This is a genomic window from Rhodanobacter sp. FW101-FHT13A11 (assembly GCF_058790335.1).
Genome location: NZ_JBYTCN010000006.1, coordinates 158,251 through 177,512 on the forward strand (window position 1 = coordinate 158,251; position 19,262 = coordinate 177,512).

At 69.0% G+C, this 19,262-nt stretch carries 10 protein-coding genes; 3 read left to right on the forward strand and 7 right to left on the reverse strand.

The genetic code is table 11. From position 1 onward, the window contains the following. Positions 1–17: 17 nt before the first annotated feature. Both AC3WRN_RS08985 and AC3WRN_RS08990 read right to left on the reverse strand, forming a co-directional pair. A complete protein-coding gene (locus tag AC3WRN_RS08985; protein WP_492622711.1) occupies positions 18–1,697 on the reverse strand; it encodes an ATP-binding protein in 1,680 nt (559 codons plus the stop codon). Further along, complete coding sequence (locus AC3WRN_RS08990) at positions 1,694–4,495, reverse strand: class I SAM-dependent DNA methyltransferase (protein WP_492622712.1); 2,802 nt, start codon at positions 4,493–4,495, stop codon at positions 1,694–1,696. Before AC3WRN_RS08990 ends, AC3WRN_RS08985 begins: the two co-directional genes overlap by 4 nt. Before the next feature lie 204 nt (positions 4,496–4,699). On the opposite strand from AC3WRN_RS08990, the gene AC3WRN_RS08995 reads away from it, so the two are divergent. Together AC3WRN_RS08995 and AC3WRN_RS09000 are read left to right on the forward strand one after the other, a co-directional pair. Continuing rightward, entirely contained in the window at positions 4,700–6,532 is a 1,833-nt protein-coding gene (locus tag AC3WRN_RS08995) for a monovalent cation:proton antiporter-2 (CPA2) family protein (RefSeq protein WP_492622713.1), read from the forward strand. Positions 6,533–6,644: 112 nt separating this feature from the next. Continuing rightward, positions 6,645–7,748, forward strand: a complete 1,104-nt coding sequence (locus tag AC3WRN_RS09000) for a glycosyltransferase family 9 protein (RefSeq protein ID WP_492622714.1) — start codon at positions 6,645–6,647, stop codon at positions 7,746–7,748. Here the strand turns inward: AC3WRN_RS09000 and AC3WRN_RS09005 are convergent. Continuing rightward, complete coding sequence (locus AC3WRN_RS09005; protein WP_492622715.1) at positions 7,724–11,164, reverse strand: ankyrin repeat domain-containing protein; 3,441 nt, start codon at positions 11,162–11,164, stop codon at positions 7,724–7,726. The two genes, AC3WRN_RS09000 and AC3WRN_RS09005, sit on opposite strands and share 25 nt — an antisense overlap. A gap of 97 nt (positions 11,165–11,261) precedes the next feature. Next, complete coding sequence (locus AC3WRN_RS09010; RefSeq protein ID WP_068092289.1) at positions 11,262–11,555, reverse strand: YcgL domain-containing protein; 294 nt, start codon at positions 11,553–11,555, stop codon at positions 11,262–11,264. A gap of 257 nt (positions 11,556–11,812) precedes the next feature. On the opposite strand from AC3WRN_RS09010, the gene AC3WRN_RS09015 reads away from it, so the two are divergent. Beyond that, on the forward strand, positions 11,813–13,312 hold the full coding sequence (locus tag AC3WRN_RS09015; protein ID WP_492622716.1) for an OmpP1/FadL family transporter: 1,500 nt from the start codon (positions 11,813–11,815) through the stop codon (positions 13,310–13,312). Positions 13,313–13,384: 72 nt separating this feature from the next. On the opposite strand, the gene AC3WRN_RS09020 is transcribed toward AC3WRN_RS09015, so the two are convergent. The 3 genes from AC3WRN_RS09020 to putA form a co-directional block, all read right to left on the reverse strand. After that, positions 13,385–14,800 (reverse strand): coniferyl aldehyde dehydrogenase, encoded by a 1,416-nt coding sequence (locus tag AC3WRN_RS09020; protein ID WP_492622717.1) that lies wholly within the window; start codon positions 14,798–14,800, stop codon positions 13,385–13,387. A gap of 10 nt (positions 14,801–14,810) precedes the next feature. After that, on the reverse strand, positions 14,811–15,686 hold the full coding sequence (locus tag AC3WRN_RS09025) for a restriction endonuclease (RefSeq protein WP_492622718.1): 876 nt from the start codon (positions 15,684–15,686) through the stop codon (positions 14,811–14,813). Positions 15,687–15,821: 135 nt separating this feature from the next. Continuing rightward, positions 15,822–19,010, reverse strand: coding sequence for a bifunctional proline dehydrogenase/L-glutamate gamma-semialdehyde dehydrogenase PutA (gene putA, locus AC3WRN_RS09030; protein ID WP_492622719.1), 3,189 nt, complete (start codon positions 19,008–19,010; stop codon positions 15,822–15,824). Positions 19,011–19,262: the final 252 nt, after the last annotated feature.

Genomic DNA, 19,262 nt, shown 5'->3' on the forward strand with positions numbered 1-19,262 from the left:
ACGGGCTCAAACGGGTCCTACTCGTCTCCGAGTGTGTAGAAGGCCCCCCGCCGTGTGCCGTGCTGCACCAGACGGCCCTCGCTCTTGAGGCGGGTCAGGAGTTTGGCGGCTTGGTCGGTACTCAAATGGCATAGCCCCATGACTTCGTTGCGCCGGATACGTTTGTGCTGGCGGACGTAATTCAAAACCATTTCAGGGTGCTGGATGGCGGCAAATCCCATCTGTCTTGTATAGGCCAGCTTGTCCCCGGTGACGCGATACACGTCGACCGACAGGGTGTAGCTGCGACTGCGCGTGCTGCCGTGTGCTTCCACCAGTCCGACCTCCATCAGTTGCTCCAGCGTGCGCCTGGCCTGAGTGGCATTGCGATGAATGTGCCTGGCCAGCTGATCGGCATCGAGGCGCTTGTGTTCGCGCAGCGCGGCCAGCGCAATCAGGCTGTCGATGGGCAGTTCGCCGTTCTGGCGGCCCTCCTGTTCAACAACCAGTTTCAGGAACGTCTCGTCGGCATCCACCGTGGCCAGTTGCAACACCACGTTGTTGGCGTCGGTTCGGCTGTAATCGGGCTCGGGGCGGCCAAAGCGCAACATGCCGCGGTAGATCTTGTCCACACCGCGGCCCGAGCGTTCGACGATGCCGATGCGCTTCATCGCATCGGCCAGCGCCCGATTGCGCGGACGCGGCTCGGTGGTCAGGAGATTGTCGAGCGTGACGCCTTCCACCAGCCCGCCGGGGTTGCTGATGGCCAAGCCATGATCGTCCAGCCGCACGTGCACGGCGCCCAAGTGGTGATAGTCCCGATGCACCAACGCATTGGCCACTGCCTCGCGGAACGCGCCCATCTCCACCCTGGGTACCGGCACGCGGAACAGTCCGACCTGTACCTCGTTCTCGGGGTTGTAGGGGCGGAAGTTGGTTTCCAGCCACTCCAGTGCCTTCAGCAGCGGAAAACGTCGAAACTCGTTGAACTTCACCGCGTCGCGCGCCAACACTTGAAACGCCAGTTCGTGCGTGGGCACGCGCTCGCGCAAGGCGGTTTCGCGGCCGATCACCAGTAAACCTGCCAATGTTGGCACGCGCTGGCCCGTCGCATCGCGGGTGGTGAAGCCCAATGCGCCATCCATCTCTTCGTCATCCAGTTCCAGCAGCACCCGATCGCCGCCGTACTGTTGGACAGCTTGTCGCAAGCGTTCGCGCTCCAGTGGGTCGAGGTCAGCCAGTGTGGTGCCGGCCACCGCCTGCGCGGAAACGTCGTTCAGGCCGAAGCGACTGGCGCGACTCGCGCGTTCATACGGCAGCATCGGCGCGCACTCAGGCTTGCCATCCGGCTTGAGGCGACGGCGCAGATAGACGCCTGCCGTCGTCGCGACCTCGCTCGCCGATTTGGATACCGTGATGCGCGCCACGCGTACATCGGAAATATCGAGCGATTCGACCGTAACCATCAGCGAAGGTGATGTTCTGGCTGCCACCAGGCCTGCCAAGCCGACCAGGTTCTGATGCGCCTCGTGCAGGCCAGTCGGCGTGCCGTCATCCTCCACCCCCAGCCAAAGTTCGCCACCTTCACTGTTGGCCAGGCCGACCAGAGCCTCAACCAGTTCGTCGTCGTGCAGGCGCCTGCGATCGCTCTTGAACTCCACCGTCATCGACTCGACCGAGGGCAAGGGCGATGCAGGTCCGGCGTGACGCGCGTTCATGCCTTCCTCCGTGTGGCTCGCTTCGCCGGGGCCTTCGCCGCGGCCGCGGTCATCTTCGTGTACAGCTCGAACAGCTTTTCCAGCCGCTCGGTGTCGTTCTTGAAGCGGCGGCCGAGGTAGATGCGTTCCAACACCTCGTCGTTGCGCTCGTGGGCGTGGCGCAGGTTGTCCGGCACCTTCTCAGGGTTGTACAGCTCGGCGATGGTGGCGGGGAAATGCGCCTCGCGGGCCAGCAGGATGTTTTCGGCGCACTCGGTGAGATCGGCCTTGTTCTGTGCGGTGAGCGGCGGCACGGGGAAGGTGTTCCAGCCGAGGGTGTTGGAGTAGCGGTAATCCGTCTTGATTTTTCCGCAGACGGTGGCAATCCAGACCAGATGCAGGCGCGAGGCGATCAGCGCGAGGTTCCAGAGTGGGGCGTCGTAGAGGCCGTAGGCCGCATTGGTCAACGTCGCTTTGTTGTCAGTCAGGCCAACCGGAAGATACGACCTGTTCTCCGAAGAATGGATCGGGACGACTATCGTCTTCTCCACCCCGATGCGCATCAATTTCAACTGATGCGGGCGCTTGCCAAGAATGGTTCTTGCCCCTTTGTCCGGGCTTGCCAGCCGTAGTTTACGCACGGCTTCTATGCGTTGGTGCAACGCCGGAATCTCCCGTGCCTCGTCCAGATGTGCGTCTTCGATCCAGATGCAAAACCGCGACCCACCATTGATGAAGTCTTGTGACCCGTAGATGCGGCGAACGAATCGCTCGCGCTGTGCTTCGGACAGAGAAAGCGACTCAAGCTCGTGGCGGGTAAGAAGAAGGTGTCCGCCATCGCTTGGCTTGTTGCCGAACTCCATCACGCCAAGCCCGGACATGGGCACGCTTTGCTTTTCGACGATGACGCGCGAACCGATGGTGAGATATGGCGTGATCGACGCGCCTTCACGCAGGACGACCGCTCCATCATCCTGATGTTCGTAGAGGCGTCGAGGTGCGTTAGTTGACGCGCCAATACCGACAATGGCTACCGTGACACCTGCATTGTGGCTGGCCAGGTTCACCCATTTGAACGAGGTATAGGCGAACAGGATGTCGCAACTCGCGTCGTAGACCATCGGCCACAGGATAGGCACCGACTGTCCCTGGCAGATCGAGTTCGTGCTCACGAACGCTGCGATGCCACCCGCGTTGGCGATGTAGTCTGCCGCCTTGATGAACCAGCCCGCGACATAGTCCAGAAAACCGGTCGAATTGGTGCGACCGTTTACGACGTCGCGAATCTCAGCCTTCTGTTCGGCTGTCTGCCACGTGTTGCCGAGATACGGCGGATTCCCGCAAATAAACGTCTCCCCGCCCTCGTTCTCGAAGTCGATCTCGGCCTGATCCAGCGGCGTCTCAAACAAATCGTCCGCCGCCAGCCTCACGCCCTTGCCGGTAGGAGGGCACACGGAAAGCCAGTCCAGCCGCAGCGCATTGCCGCGCACGATCCAGTTTTCCGCATCCAGCGGCAGGAACTCAGCCAGCGCTTCCTTCTGGCCGCGATAGAGCACGTCGCACTGGTACTCGGCGATGATCAGCGCGAGGCGGGCGATTTCGGCCGCGAAGTCGCGCAGTTCGATGCCACGGAAGTTGGTCAGCGGGATGGCGCTCTTGTGGTCCAGCTCGCCGCGACGGTCGTTGATCTCCGCTTCGATGGCACGCAGTTGCTTGTAGGCGATGACCAGGAAATTGCCGCTGCCGCAGGCCGGGTCGAACACGCGGATGTGCGCGATGCGCCGGCGCAATGCCAGCAGCTTGCGCTTGTCCATGCCGGCGGCACCGAGCTGCGCGCGCAGCTCGTCGAGGAACAGCGGGTTTAGCACCTTCAGGATGTTGGGCACGCTGGTGTAGTGCATGCCCAAGCTCCCGCGCTCCTTGTCGTCGGCCACCGCCTGGATCATCGAGCCGAAGATGTCCGGGTTGATCCTTTGCCAGTTGAGGTTGCCCGCATGCAGCAGGTAGCTGCGCGCCATGCGGGTGAAGCGGGGTGTTTCCACGCTGCCGGAAAACAGGCCGCCGTTGACGTAGGGAAAACCGTTGGCCCAGTTGGGAAGGCCGGCGCTGGCACGCTCGGCAGGCTTCACATTCATGGCGCGGAAGATTTCCGACAGCACCTCGTGGGTGTTGCCCGACTCGCGCTCGCTGAAGGTTTCCACCGTCCGGGTGAACAGGCCTTCGCCGTGGAAGATGTCGGTGTCCTCGGCGAAGAAGCAGAAGATCAGCCGCGCCATGAAGTGGTTCATGTCGGCGCAGCGTGCCTCGCCGGCCCACTCCGGATTTTCCTTCAACAGTTCGACGTAGAGCTTGTTGAGCCTGCCGGTGGCGCGCACGTCGACCGGGTTTTCCTTGATCTCCCTGACCGTGGAGATGCCGGCCAGCGGCAGGAAAAAACCGAAGTGGTCGGGGAAATCCGGATAGTCGCAGGCGATGGTTTCGCCACTGGCGAGGTCTTCGGCTTCCAGCGTTTCGCCATCGGTGGCGAGCAGGAACTTCGGCTTGCCCTTGGTATTGGCGGCGCTGGCGCGCAGCGCCTGCAGCGTGGCTTCGACATGCCCCGCCGCGCACACGGCCAGATGCAGGTGATTGCGCAGCAGCACCGCGCTGATGATCGCCGGGCCGGACACGTCCGAACAGTTGCTGTTGCCCGTACGCAGGCGCTTGAGCGCGGTTTCCTTGTGGCCGAAGGCGGCCAGCAAGGCAAACGGAAACTCAGGCCCGTCGAAGGGTTGCAGAGCAAGGTCGGATACGGCTTGTTCGATCTCTACGGCGTTCATGTGGTGCGATCGACAGGTTTTGCGGCCGGGGTGATTCCCGGCGCTCATACTACCGGGCTCCGTAAGGGTGACGCTCATGGTGACGGAGAGAGTCATTGAAACGATTGGGCCGCCATAGTTCGGGCCTGTTTTTTTGTGCGGTATGCCGCGCGCTCATCGCCTGCATGGAATAATCGGCCATACCCCGACCGGAGCCGCCCGCGCGTGGACAGCCATCATTTCCTGCAGACCGCGGTGGTGTTCCTGCTCGCCACGGTGATCGCGGTGCCGCTGACCAAGCGTTTCCGGCTCGGCGCGGTGCTCGGCTACCTGATCGCCGGCGTGGCGATCGGCCCGCAGCTGCTGGGCCTGGTCAGCGATACCGCGGGGGTCGCCGCGATCTCCGAGTTCGGCGTGGTGCTGATGCTGTTCGTGATCGGCATGGAGCTGTCGCCGCAGCGCCTGTGGGTGATGCGCCGCGCGGTGTTCGGCATGGGTCTGCTGCAGGTGCTCAGCTGCAGCGTGGCGATCGGTGCGGCGGCGTATTTCCTGTTCGGCCTGCCCGGCAAGGGCGCGGCGGTGGTCGGCGGCAGCCTGGCGCTGTCGTCCACCGCGTTCGGCCTGCAGATCCTGGCCGAGCGCAAGGAGGCCGGTTCGGCCTACGGCCGCCAGGTGTTCGCGATCCTGCTGTTCCAGGACCTGGCGGCGATTCCGCTGATCGCCGCGGTGCCGCTGCTGGCGTCGGCGGCGGGGGCGCAGAGTTTCGACCTGGTCGCGCTGCTGCGCACCACCGGCGTGATCGTGGCGGTGGTGGTCGGCGGCCGCTACCTGTTGCGGCCGGTGTTCCGCTTCGTGGCGCGCGCGGATTCGGTGGAGGTGTTCACCGCCACCGCGCTGCTGGTGGTGATGGGCGTGGCCCTGCTGATGGAGATGGCCGGGGTTTCCGCCACGCTGGGCGCGTTCCTCGCCGGCGTGCTGCTGGCCGATTCGGAGTACCGGCACGAGATCGAATCCAACATCGAGCCGTTCAAGGGCCTGCTGCTGGGGCTGTTCTTCATCAGCGTCGGCATGTCGATGGACATCTCGCTGCTGTTGCACCGGCCGGGCCTGCTGCTGGGGCTGGTGGCGGCGCTGCTGCTGCTGAAGAGCGTGCTGCTGTGGCCGCTGGGACGGCTGCTGGGCGGGCTCAACCGTTCGGACACGCTGCGCCTGGTGGTGCTGCTGGCCTGCGGCGGCGAGTTCGCCTTCGTGGTGCTCAAGCAGGCGGCCGAACAGCGCCTGGTCGGCACGGCTCAGCACGATGTGCTGGTGCTGGCGCTCACCCTCACAATGGCGCTGACCCCGCTGCTGGTGGTGCTGGCGGCGAAGGCGCTGAACGTGAAGCCGAAGAAGCCGGTGCGCGAGTTCGACACGATCGAGGCCGACACGCCGCGGGTGATCATCGCCGGCTTCGGCCGGGTCGGCCAGATCATCGCCCGGGTGCTGCGCGCGCAGGGCGTCCCGTTCGTGGCGCTGGAGCACTCGGCCGAGCAGGTGGACCAGTCGCGCCGCTTCGGCAGCATCAACCTGTTCTTCGGCGACCCGGCGCGGCCGGAACTGCTGCGCGCGGCGCAGGCCGACAAGGCCGAGGTGTTCGTGCTGGCCACCGACGATCCGGAGGCGAACCTGCGCACCGCCCGGCTGGTGCGGCGGCAGTACCCGCACCTGAAGATCATCGCGCGCGCGCGCAACCGCCAGCACGTGTTCCGGCTGATGGACATGGGCGTGGAGGAGCCGATCCGCGAGACGTTCCACTCCAGCCTCAAGATGACCCGCAAGACGCTGGAGGCGCTGGGCCTGCCGCACGAGCTGGCGGCCGACCGGGTCGAGCGCTTCCGCCGCTACGACGAGGACCTGCTGAAGAAGCAGGCGCTGGTCTACGACGACGAGACCAAGCTGATGCAGAGCACCCGCGAGGCGATGATCGACCTGCAGCGGCTGTTCGAGGCGGATGCCGAGCGCAGCGCGGAACGCGAGCGCCAGCGCGACGCCGGAGTGCCGCTGGCCGACGGCGACTGAGCGGGATCGTCCGCGTCGCGGAGGGCAAGGGCGCCGGGCGTGTGTCAACCGGCCGCCGGCTCCGGCGTTGCCCGGCAGCATGCTCCCCGATAACCGACCTGCTGCAGGCCCCGTGGTGATCCGCTTCGGCCGGCTTGGCGACACCGTCCTGCTGCAGCCGTTGCTGCACAAACTGCATTTGCGCTACGGCCGGCCGTGCCGGCTGCTGGCGCTGGGGGACTGGCCGCCCGTGCTGTATTCGGCGGCGCCCGAGGTGGCCGGGTGCATTCCACTGGATTCGCAGTACGGGCCGCTGTGGATGCGCCCGCGGCGTTGGCGCGCGGCGCTGGCGCTGCGGCGCCTGCGCGGCGCGCCGCTGTACATCAGCGAACCGCTGGAGCGCACGCGGACCAAGGTGCGCCCGATGCTGGCGCTGGCCGGGGTGAGCGCCGGGCACTGCACGTTCATCGAGGACATGCCGTCGATCGCGGACGAGCACTGGGTGGACATGCTGCTGCGTTTCGGCGACACCACGCCGCCGGCGTTCCGCGCCTCCTGTGCGCCGCTGGCGACGCCGGTGCCGGCCGCGCCGCAGCTGCGGGCCAGCGCGGCCGAGCGCGCCGATGGCGATGCGTGGCTGCGGGCGCACGGCCTGGCGGGCCGCCCGCTGGTGCTGCTGCAGCCCGCCAACAAGCGCACGATGCGCTGGAACGGGGTGCGTGCCGCCGGGGATGACGACAAGTCGTGGCCGGCGTCGTGCTGGGCAGCGCTGGCGCACGCCATCAGACGCCAGCTGCCTCACGCGCAGGTGCTGTTCTGCGGCTCGCCGGCCGAGGCGAGCTACCTCGATGCGCTGATGTCGACCGTGGGCCGGGGGCTGCCCCGGATCGCTGCCGCGGCGCTGCCGCTCGGCCGCCTCAAGGCCCTGCTCGAGGTCGCGCACAGCATGGTCTCGGTGGATACCGGGCCGGGACACCTGGCCGCGGCCATGGGCTGCCCGCTGGTGGTGCTGATGGGCTCCCGCTCGCCGCGGCTGTGGACGCCGCGCAGCGGCGCGGGCAGCGACGTGGTGGTGCTGGGCGGCCTGCCGGTGGTGCGGCGCGTGGACGAGATCGCCACGTCGCAGGTGCTGGATGCGTGGCGCTCGCTGCGCTGGCGCCACGCCGCGGCGATGGTTGCCGCGGCGGCGGAGGAGGACGCCGTGGCGGAAGCCTATTCGGCCGGCTGGGCCGGCTGACGCAGGGTCTGCCGCACGCTGGGGATCGCGTTGCTGCGCGTGGACAGCTCGTGCGCGATGTCGACGTAGCCCAGGTGCCGCGCCACTTCGGCGGCAGTGCGGCCGAACGCGTCCACCGCGCCGCGGTCGGCGCCGCGCGACAGCAGCACGCGCGCCGGCGGCAGCAGCGCGTGCATCGCGCAGGCGTGCAGCGCGGTGACGCCGCGCTGGTCGGCGTGGCCGACCTTGGCGCCGGCCTCCAGCAGCGGCGGCACCAGCGCGCCGATATGCGTGGCGTCGCAGGCGCTGCCGGGGCGCAGCTGCGCTCCCAGCAGCAGCAGCAGCGGGGTCTTGCCTTCGCTGTCGGCGTGGTTGATGTCGGCGCCGTGCTTGAGCAGGCTGTCGAACAGGCGGCGTGCGCGCAGGCTGTCGTTGTGCTCGAAGCCGAACTGCGCGGCGGCGTGCAGCGCGCTGCGGCCGGCGCCGTCGACCGCATTGACGTCGGCGCCGGCGTCGAGCAACTGCTCGGCGATTTCCGGGTAGCCCATCGCGGCGGCCACCATCAGCGCGGTGGCTTCGTTCGGCAGGCGCTGGTCGACGATTACCTGGTGTTGCAGCAGCAATGCCACCAGCGCTTCGCGCCGGGCGGCGACCGCGGCGGCCAGCGGCGTCACGCCGCTGTGCGCGGCCAGCGAGGGATCGGCGCCGGCGTCGAGCAGGCAGGCGGCGACCTCGCGGTGCCCGGCACCGCAGGCGCGCAGCAGGGCCGAGGCGCCCTGTTCGTCGCGGGTGTCCACGGCGAAGCCAAGCTCCAGCAGGCGCTGCACCGAGGCGAGGGCGCCGGCCGCGGCCGCGGCCGGCAGGTCGGTGGCGCGCAGCGGGCGGTGCGGCCGCGGCCAGTCGCGCCAGTCCAGCCAGCGCTCCACCGCCGGCAGTTCCAGCGCCAGTCCCAGCGGCGTCTCGCCGTTCGCGTCGGCGGCTTCGGGGTTGGCGCCGTGGGCGATCAGCGCGCGCGCCAGCGGCAGCGCCTGCGCACCGTGTTCCAGCGCGGCGAACAGCGGCGTACGGCCGTCGCGGTCGCGCGTGTTCGGATCGCAGCCGCGCGCCAGCAGGGCCAGCAGCAATGCGGGCTGGGCGTGGGCCGCGGCGAGCTGCAGCGGGGTGCGCCCGCGCGGGTCCGGGCCGAACGGGTCGGCGCCGCGCTCGAGCAGTTGCAGCGGCAGGGCGGTGCCCTGCGCCGCGCCGCCCAACTGGGCCAGCGCCCGCGCCAGCAAGCCGGCGCCGGCCGGGCTGGCGCCGGCCTGCAGCAGATCCTCCAGCGCCTCGGTCGCATCCGGCAATGCCGGCAGCAGGGCGTCGAACAGGCGCTGGCCGAGCGGCGGCAGCGCCGGCGCGTCGGCGGTGTCGGGGTCGTCAGTGCGCGGCGTCTCCAGCCGTGCCTCGGCGTCGAGGCCGTGATCGAGCAGCCAGCGGCGGGCGGCGGCCAGGCCGGGTGCGGCCAGGTCCAGGTAAAGCTGCGCCAGTTGCGGCTGCGGCCATTCGCGCACGCGTTCGGCGAAGCCCGAGACGATCGCCCAGTGGCCGAAGCGCAGCGCGTCGAGCAGGTGGGCGGGCGTGTCGCTGCCCTCGGCCAGCACGTCCTGGCTGAGGCTGGCCGGCAGCGGCGTGTCGGGGTCGAGCAGGGCGACCAGGTCCCAGCGGCCCGCGGCGGCGGCGTGGTCGAGCGCGCTGCGGCCGTCGCCGCCGGCGACCTTCGGATCGGCACCCAGCGCGAGCAGCGCGCGCACCGTCTCGACATGGGCGTGCGGCGACTGGCAGGCCAGGGTGAGCGCGTCGCGACCGTGGCTGTCGCGTGCGCCGGCGTCGGCCTTCGCCTCGGCCAGCAGCTGCACGATGCCGCCGGCGCCGGCGCGTGCCGCTTCCATCAGCGCGGTGCTGCCGTGGCGGTCGGCCAGGTTGACGTCGGCGCCGGCGGCGCACAGCGCGCGGACGATCTGTTCGTGGCCCTCGGCGGCGGCGGCGAGCAGCGCGCTGCGCTTGCGCGCGTCCACCGCATTGACCGCGGCGCGCTGCTTGAGCAGCAGCCTGACCCCGTCGGCGTCGTCGTCGGCGATGCCGGCGGCGGCGACCAGTGCCGGCTCGCCGCCGGCGGCCGGCGCCGGCTTGGCGCCGCGCTCGAGCAGGAATTTCACCAGCGGCCAGTTGGCGGCGCGGCAGGCGGTGGCCAGCGGGCTGACGCCGGCCTTGTTCAGCGCATCGATCGGCGCGGCGGCGTCCAGCAGCATCGCCGTCACGCCGGCATCGGCGCTGAGCACGGCGCCGTGCAGCGGGGTGTTGCCTTCGGCGTCGGTGACCAGCGGGCTGGCGCCGTTGGCGAGCAGGGTCAGCACCGCCTCGGCGCGGCCGTGCCAGCTGTCGCGGGTGGCGGCCAGCAGCGGGGTGATGCCGCCGCTGGCACGGTTCACGTCGGCGCCCCTGGCGATCAGCGCGCGCAGCAGGCGGGTATCGGGCAGCAGCGCGGCCAGCATCAGCGCCGGGCGCTGGTCGCGGTCGTCGGCGAGCGGCGCGGTATCCGGGTCGGCGCCGGCCTCGACCAGCGCCAGCGCGCGCTCGACGTCGCCGCCGCGGATCGCGGCCAGCAGCGCGGCGGCCTGCTCGGGCGTGCCGGCGGCGCGTTCCTGCTCGCTCAGCACCGGGCGCGGCGCGGCGGCGCGCGGGTCATGGTCGCCGCGCCGGCGCGGCTGGTGCCGCTCGCACAGCAGGGCGCGCAGGGTGCGGTTGGCGATGACCAGGCAGCCCAGCGGCAGCAGCACCACGCCGTAGATCGCCAGCGCGGCGATGCGCGGCTCCGGCGGCAGCACGCCGTACAGCCCGGTCAGCGCGATCGCGCCGAAGGCCAGCACCAACAGCGCGAACGCGGCCGGCAGGAAGTGGCTGAAGAAGCGTTCCTCGCGCGACAGGTGGCGACCGAACGCGATGCTGCGCAAGGTGGCGGTGAAGATCCACGAGCCGTCGCGCTGGCTCGGATAGGCGTCGTCCCACACGAACACCAGTCCGAACGCCGGCCACAGCCGCCACAGCGCCACCAGCGCCAGCACCATCGCCGCGGCCAGCGCCAGCGCCGCGCTGAGGCTGGCCCCATGGGTCAGCTGCAGCATCGGCCACGCCACCAGCACAAAAACCAGCGCGGTGTAGCCGGTGAACATCACCAGGTGGGCGGCACCGCGGCGCAGCACGGTGCGACCGAAGCTGGGCTCGGGATCGAAGCCGATCGCGTGGCAGATCGCCGCCATGGTCAGCGCATTGGCCAGCAGCAGCGGGATCAGGGTCAGCGGATGGCTGGCCAGCCCGGCGGCGGCGACCGCGATCAACCCCGGTACGAACCAGGCGAGGGCGTGCAGGAGGGGTGGGCGGCGGCGCGATTTGGGCTGGTTCATGGGGACAGTATAGAAATCGTTGGAGATGCAGGCGGTAACCAAGCGTTAACGCTCGACTTGGCCCCGCCTTGCCGCATGCGGCGGCATGGCGCGCGATTCAATCGTCCCGATCGTCCCGCGGGGAATGGGTATACGCGGGATGGTTGGCGCTGGCGAGGGTCTCCTGCGGCGGCAGTTGCAGGTGCCAGCCCTGCGTGCGCAGGTGCTCGAGCACCTGGAGGGCATCCTCGACCGGCAGCTTGCGCTGCTCGTCCAGCTGCACCTCCATTACGAAGCGCAATTCGCCCAGCAGCAGGGCCAGCGGTTCGGGCAGCGGGTCGAAGCCGTCGCGCTGCGCCAGCCACAGGTAGCTGTCGGCCTTGCGCACGCTGGCATAGACGAAACATTGCATGGTGCGACTCGCTGGGCAGTGGAGGGTGGCGGCGACCGCCGGCGGGGGAGGGTAGCAGTCCCCCTCGCCGCCGGGATCAGTCTGCCCATCCGCATGCAATAGCGGCGTTAGTATTTTGTTGCGACCGCACTTGCAACATCTTGTGCAAGAGGGCTAAGTTCCGCGCAGGTAGTTCAAACGCGTGTATGAATCAGTGCGTCCTACCTGCAGCCACCCGATAACCATCCAAGTCGCACAACAATATGCAGGAGCATGCGATGCACACGTCTCTCCGTTCCCTTTCGGGCGCAACCCGTCCATTGGCGCTCGCCGCGCTGAGCATCGCGGTCGTCGGTGCGCTGGTTGCCCCTGCAAGCGCCGACGCCAGCGCGTTCCAGCTCAAGGAAAACAGCACCAAGGGTATGGGTCGCGCTTACGCCGGCTCGGCGACCGCCGGCGGCGATGCCTCGGTGGTGGTAAACAATCCCGCGGCGATGACCGAACTGGACGGCACCTATTTCCAGGCCGATGTCACCGCCATCAATTTCAGCGCCAAGTTCAACGGCAGCGCGCACGACGTGCTGGGCCGTCCGATCTCCGGCGGCAATGGCGGCGACGCCGGGACCACCCTGCCGGTGCCGGCGCTGTTCCTGTCCAGCAAGGTCTCGGACAAGGTGCACCTGGGCTTCGGCTTCTCGGTCCCGTTCGGTTTCCAGACCGAGTACGACCGCGGCTGGGTGGGCCGCTACAACGGCGTCAAGTCCAAGTTCCAGTCGCTCGATGCCACCCTCTCGGCGTCGTACGACGTGACCGACACTTTTGCCCTGGGCGTGAGCGCGATTGCGCAGCGCACCTCGGCCGAGCTGACCAGCGCGATCAACTTCAACGCCGTGGGCCTGGGCATCCAGCAGGGCATCGCGGCGAAGACTGCCGCCGGTGTCGCGCAGATCCAGGCTGCGGCTGCCGCCGGCAAGATTCCGCCGGCGACGGCTGCCGCCATGATCCAGCAGGCCGTGCAGCAGGGCCAGGCCGCCGCGGCCGGCGTGGCGGCGGTGACGCCGCAGGGCGTGGATGGCTTCGCCCGCATCAAGGGCGACGATTGGGCCTACGGCTACCAGGTCGGCGCTTTCTGGAAGCTCACGCCGAACGACAAGCTGGCGCTGAACTACCGTTCCAAGATCAGCCATCGGCTCGAGGGCACCGGCAACTTCACCACCACGCCGGGCTACAACCTGCTGCTCGCCAATCCGGCGCTGGCCAGTTCGATCCCGCCGTTCGCCCACACCACCGGCACCGCCGGCTTCACCACGCCGGCCGTGTTCAGCGCGAGCTACTGGCACCAGGCGGAGAAGTTCGGCCTGGGCATCGACTTTGCCTACACCAAGTGGGACGTGTTCAAGGAACTGCGCGTCAAGTACGGCAACCCGGCGCAGCCCGACACATTCGAGACGTTCAACTGGCGCAACACGGTCTACGCCTCGATCGGCGGCGACTACTACCTCAACGACAAGGTCACGCTGCGCGCGGGCATCGCGGTCGACACCACGCCGACCTACAACGCGGTGCGCGACGTGCGCGTGCCGGATTCCACCCGCAAGCTGGCGACGGTGGGCATCGGCTACAAGGCGAGCGACCGTTTCGAGATCAACGCCTCGTATGCGCACATCTTCGTGAACCAGGCGCACATCAACAGCACCAGCTCCACGGGCGACGTGGTCACCGGCAACTTCGACGACTACGGCAACCTGCTCGGCCTGTCGGCGACGTACAAGTTCTGACGCCCGGCGTGTCGTAATCGTGCAAGTGAAACCTCCCCGCTTCGGCGGGGAGGTTTTTTTGTGCAAGGGATTTCAACCGCGGCGCAGCAGCAGGTCGAGCATGCGCCGGAAGCGTGCGCCGTAGGGCGGGTTGAGCAGGCCGGCACCGTTCCAGCGCGCCTGGCGGAACACCGGCTTCAGATGCGAGAAGGTGCGGAAGCCGGCCTCGCCGTGGTAGCCGCCCATGCCGGAGGCGCCGACGCCGCCGATCGGCAGGTTGTGCTGGGCAAAATGGAGCAGCGTGTCGTTGACGGTGACGCCGCCGGCCACGGTGCGCGTCAGCACGTGGTCGACCAGGGCGCGGTCCTGTTCGAACAGATACAGGCCCAGCGGATGCGGGCGGGCCGTCACGTAGGCGATCGCCTCGTCCAGCGAGTCGTACGGCACCAGCGGCAGCAGCGGGCCGAAGATTTCGTCCTGCATCACCGCCATGTGGTCGCCGACCTCGCTCAGCAGCAGCGGCGAAAGCCGGCGGTTCGCCGGGTCGTCGCCGAGCGTGTCCAGCACATGCGCGCGTGCGCCGGCGGCCACGGCGTCGTCGCGCAGCGCGACCAGGCGCCGGTACTGGCGGTCGGAAGCGATGCTGGCGTAGGGCGTGCCCGGTGCGGATGGCGGATACATCCGCGCCGCCACGTGTCTGGCTGCATCGATGAACTCGGTCGTGCGCGCGCGCGGCAGCAGCACATAGTCCGGCGCGACGCAGGTCTGCCCGGCATTGACCAGCTTGCCGAGCACGATGCGTTCCACCGCGTGCCCGAAACGTGCGCCGGGGCCGATGATCGCCGGCGACTTGCCGCCCAGTTCCAGCGTCACCGGGGTGAGGTTAGCCGCGGCCGCGCGCATCACGTGGCGGCCCACCGTGGTGGAGCCGGTGAACAGCAGGTGGTCGAACGGCAGGGCGGCGAAGGCCTGGCCCACGGCGGCGTCGCCGTTCACCACCAGTACTTCGTCGGCCGGGAAATGCCACGCCACCAGTTCCGCGAACAGCGCGGAGAAGCGCGGCGTGTACTCGCTCATCTTCAGCATCGCGCGGTTACCGGCGACCAGCGCGTCGACCAGCGGACCGGCCGCCAGGAACAGCGGGTAGTTCCAGGGCACGATGATGCCGACCACGCCGCGTGGTTGCGGTCGCAGTTCGGTGCGCGCGGGCAGGAACGGCCAGTCGGCCAGCCGCCGCCTCGGCTTCATCCAGCGCCGGCCGTGGCGCAGCGCGTGGCGCACCGCCGACAGGCTGGGGAAGATCTCCAGCAGCTCGGTCTCCTCGCGCGGGCGGTTGCCGAAATCGTCGTGGATCGCCGCGGCGATCTCCGCGCGATGGTCGGCGATCAGCGCCCGCAGCGCATGCAGGCGCCGGGCGCGGGTGCGCCAGTCGGGCAGCGGGTCACGCGCCTGGGCTTCGCGCAGGCGTCGCAAGGTGCTGGCGAGGTCGACATTTGGCGCGTCGGTCATGGTGTTTTGCTCAGGATTCGCGACGGAATTCGTCGAAGAAGGGGTGGTCGATCTCGTAGACCGTCTTCGGCTTCACGCCGATCAGCTTGTCCTGGAACAGTTCGACCAGTTGCTCGCCGTCGATCAGCTCGATCGGCACCACGCCATCGCGCGTCGCTTCGACCTCGGCGTCCTGGGTGAAGCGGCCGGTGGTGATGAACACGCCTTTCTCGGCGCGGCCGAGCAGGGCATTGCGGAACTCGCCCACTGCGCTGCGCGTGACGGTGTCCCTGTAGCGCTTGGCCTGGAACGCCACGCGCAGACTCACGAACGGGCTCAGGCGCAGCAGGCCGTAGCCATCGATGCCGCCGTCGCGCGAACGCTGGGTGACCTCGACTTCCTCGAACCCGTGCTCGCGCAGCAGGCGGCCGCAGATCAGCTCGAAGCCGTAAGGCGGCAAGGACTTGAGGATGTCGAGCAAACCGAGATCTTGCGACTCCTCGGGTGGCTCAGTGTCGGTCAGCTCAGGTTCGGCGTGAGGTTCCGTTGTCGCGTGCCTGCGCTCGGCTTGGTAGGTCTTTACCCGGTCGAGGAAGATGGTTCGTGCGGCGTTTTCGTCGAGGCGGGTCTTCCAACCCAGCGGGCTCAACGTCCAGGTGCCGCGTCTGCCGTCGTCCAGCAGGCCCTGCCACACCAGATACTGGCGCGCCCACTGCACCTGGTTGTGGAAGCGATTGGCGCCCGACTTGATGGTGGGCTCTGTGATCTCGGGCGGAAGGTGCAGTTCGCGTGCAATCCAGCGGGACACTTCCTGCGGCTTGGCCGAACCGCCGAGCGCGCGCAGGCAATCGAGCAATGGTCCCATCCAGCGGGTGAACTCGGCTTGCCCTTTTCTCTGCTTTGCCATGCCACGCTCCGTGCAATGGCTCGAAACGTACTCGCTGCGTCGGCGGCATGGCAATGCCGAAGAGCTTTCCCCTCACCCCGGCCTCTCCCCAAGCACAGCTTGGGGAGAGGGAGGCATGCTCTCCCGAATCCGGCCTTACTCCCCGATGGTGAGCAGCGACGCGTTGCCGCCGGCCGCCGTGGTGTTGACGGTGAGCGTGCGTTCGCCGGCGAAGCGCAGCAGGTAGTGCGGGCCGCCGGCCTTGGGGCCGGTGCCGGAGAGGTTCTCGCCGCCGAACGGCTGCACGCCGACCACCGCGCCGATCTGGTTGCGGTTGACGTAGCAGTTGCCCACGCGCGCGTGGCTGGCGATGTAGTCGACGGTGTCGTTGATGCGGCTGTGCACGCCCAGGGTGAGGCCGTAGCCGGTGGCGTTGATCTGCTCGACCACCTGGGCCAGCTCGCTGCCCTTCCAGCGGACGACGTGCAGTACCGGGCCGAACACCTCGCGGGTCAGCGTGGCCAGCGAACCGATCTCGTAGGCGCGCGGGGCGAAGAAGGTGCCGTGGCCGGTGGCCGCCGGATCGAGCGCGACCTCGCCGATCTTCTTCGCCTCCTTGTCCATGCGCGCGGCGTGGTCGACCAGGATCTTCTTCGCGTCCTCGTCGATCACCGGGCCCACGTCGGTGGAGAGCTGGCCCGGGTCGCCCACCTTCAGCTCGCCCATCGCGCCGGCCAGCATCGCGGTGACCTTGTCGGCGATGTCCTCCTGCACGAACAGCACCCGCGCGGCCGAGCAGCGCTGGCCGGCGGACTGGAATGCGGAGGCGATCACGTCCTTGACGATCTGCTCGGGCAGCGCGGAGGAGTCGGCGATCATCGCGTTCTGGCCGCCGGTCTCGGCGATCAGCGCGGCGATCGGCGCGTTGCGCGCGGCCAGCGCGCGGTTGATCGCCCAGGCGGTCTCGGTGGAGCCGGTGAACGCGACGCCGGCCACGCGCGGGTCGCGGGTGAGCGCGGCGCCCACGGTGGCGCCGTCGCCGGGCAGGTACTGTAGCACGTCGAGCGGCACGCCGGCCTCGTGCAGCAGCTTCACCGCGGCATGGCCGATCAGCGAAGTCTGCTCGGCCGGCTTGGCGATCACGCTGTTGCCGGCGGCCAGCGCGGCGCTGACCTGACCGAGGAAGATCGCCAGCGGGAAGTTCCACGGGCTGATGCAGACGAACACGCCGCGGCCGTTGAGGAACAGCTGGTTGCTCTCGCCGGTGGGGCCGGGCAACTGCTCGGGCTGGCCGAACAGGCGGCGTGCCATCGCGGCGTAATAGCGCAGGAAGTCGGCCGCCTCGCGGATCTCGGCGATCGCGTCGGGCAGGCTCTTGCCGGCCTCGCGCACGCACAGCGCGATGAACTCGCCGCGGCGTGCCTCGAGCTGCTCGGCGGCGTGTTCGAGGATCGCGGCGCGGCTGGCCGCGGGCAGGCGATCCCAGCCGGGCTGGGCGGCGACCGCGTTGGCCAGCGCCTTGTCGACGGTGGCGCCGTCGGCGCTGACGTAGCGGCCGACGGCCTGGCGGCGGTCGGCCGGGTTGGTCACCTGCACGGTCGGGCCGCTGGCGGTGGCGCCCGGCACCAGCGGGCCGGCGGTCCACGGGCCGGCGTTCGCGTTGACCGCGTCGGCCATCGCCTTCAGTTCGTTGTCGTTGGAGAAGTTGACGCCCATGGAATTCTTCCTGGAAACAAAATTCGAATGCTGCGCCAGCGCGGCATTCTCACCGTAGAGATTGACCGGCAGCGGGATGCGCGGGTGGGGAATGGAGGCGAAGCGGCGCACCGTCTCGCACGGGTCGGCGACCAGCTCGCGCACCGGCAGCGTCTCGTCCACCACGCGGTTGACGAAGCTGGTGTTGGCGCCGTTCTCGAGCAGGCGGCGCACCAGGTACGGCAGCAGGTCCTCGTGCGTGCCCACCGGCGCGTACACGCGGCACGGCACGTTGAGGTTGTCCTTGCCGATCACCTCGGCGTACAGGTCGGTGCCCATGCCGTGCAGGCGCTGGAACTCGAACGGCCGGCCGTGCGCGATGTGGTGCACGGCGGCGATGGTGTGCGCGTTGTGGGTGGCGAACTGCGGATAGATCAGCTCGCTACCGGCATCGAACAGCTTACGCGCGCAGGCGAGGTAGGACACGTCGGTGTTCGGCTTGCGCGTGTATACCGGATAGCCGGCCAGACCCTGCTCCTGCGCGCGCTTGATCTCGGCGTCCCAGTAGGCGCCCTTGACCAGGCGCGCGTACCAGCGGCGGCCGCTGCTGCGCGCGGTCTCGATCAACCAGTCGATCACGAACGGGGTGCGCTTGGAGTACGCCTGCACCACGATGCCGAGGCCGTTCCAGCCCGCCAGCGAGGGATGCATGAAGACGTCGCCGATGATGTCCAGCGACAGTTCGAGGCGGTCGGCCTCCTCGGCGTCGACCGACAGCGCGATGCCGTGCTTCATGGCGAGCTGCGACAGTTCCAGCAGCTTTTCGGTGAGCTGGCGCCGGGCCAGCTCGCGCTTGGCCACCTCATAGCGCGGGTGCAGCGCGGACAGCTTCACCGAGATCGAGGGGGCATCGGTATGGCTGGCGAACGGGCCGCGCGCGCCGAGTGCGGCGATCGCGCGGCGGTAGTCCTCCTGGTAGCGCTCGGCGGTCTCGGCGGTGAGCGCGGACTCGCCCAGCATGTCGTAGGAGTAGCGGTACACCGCGTATTCCTTCTTCGCGCAGCGGTCCAGCGCCTCGTCGATGGTCTGCCCCATCACGAACTGGTGGCCCATGATGCGCATCGCCTGGCGCACCGCCAGCCGGATCGCCGGTTCGCCGGCGCGGCCGACCAGCCGCTTCAGCGCGCCGGTGAAGTCGTGGCGGGTCTCCTCGGCCAGGTTCACCAGGCGGCCGGTGAGCATCAGGCCCCAGGTGGAGGCGTTGACGAACAGCGACTCGCTCTGGCCCAGGTGCTTCTTCCAGTCGGCCTCGCCTAGCTTGTCGCGGATCAGCTTGTCGGCGGTGGCCTTGTCGGGGATGCGCAGCAGCGCCTCGGCTACGCACATCAGCAGCACGCCTTCCTCGGAGGACAGGTCGTACTGGCGCATGAAGGATTCGACCGCGCTCTGGTCCTTCGCGCGCACGCGCACGCGCGCGACCAGGCCGGCGGCGAGGTCGATCACCTGCTCGCGTTCGGCGTTCGGCAGGCTGGCCTGGGCGAGCAGGTCGTTGACGGCTTCGGTTTCGTCGCGCAGCCAGGCGGCGGTGATGCGTGCGCGTGCGGGGATGTTGTCGACGGGGAGTTCGGGACTGAGGATGGGCTGGGTCACGGGCAGGTCGCGAGGATCCGCGGTGGCGGAGGGGAAGCGCGGATTGTACGCCGGGCCGTCGCGGAAGCGAGCGGATCGCGGCGCCGCCCGGGGGCCGGCGAGGGTGTCGCCGGGCCGGCACTCGAGGCGGCGCACGGGGCTGATCCAGATCATCGGGGTGCGACATTCTTGCCCACCGCCTCGCCGCGGCCTATCATTCCAGCGTTCCAGGCACGCCGGGTCCCCATGATCGTGCTTCGACCAGCTACCGCC

Bases quoted from the DNA above. Each gene is read 5' to 3' on its own strand.
- AC3WRN_RS08985 (WP_492622711.1), bottom strand. From the start codon at position 1,697: ATGAACGCGCGTCACGCCGGACCTGCATCGCCCTTGCCCTCGGTCGAG.
- AC3WRN_RS08990 (WP_492622712.1), bottom strand. From the start codon at position 4,495: ATGAACGCCGTAGAGATCGAACAAGCCGTATCCGACCTTGCTCTGCAA.
- AC3WRN_RS09005 (WP_492622715.1), bottom strand. From the start codon at position 11,164: ATGAACCAGCCCAAATCGCGCCGCCGCCCACCCCTCCTGCACGCCCTC.
- AC3WRN_RS09010 (WP_068092289.1), bottom strand. From the start codon at position 11,555: ATGCAATGTTTCGTCTATGCCAGCGTGCGCAAGGCCGACAGCTACCTG.
- AC3WRN_RS09015 (WP_492622716.1), top strand. From the start codon at position 11,813: ATGCACACGTCTCTCCGTTCCCTTTCGGGCGCAACCCGTCCATTGGCG.
- AC3WRN_RS09020 (WP_492622717.1), bottom strand. From the start codon at position 14,800: ATGACCGACGCGCCAAATGTCGACCTCGCCAGCACCTTGCGACGCCTG.
- AC3WRN_RS09025 (WP_492622718.1), bottom strand. From the start codon at position 15,686: ATGGCAAAGCAGAGAAAAGGGCAAGCCGAGTTCACCCGCTGGATGGGA.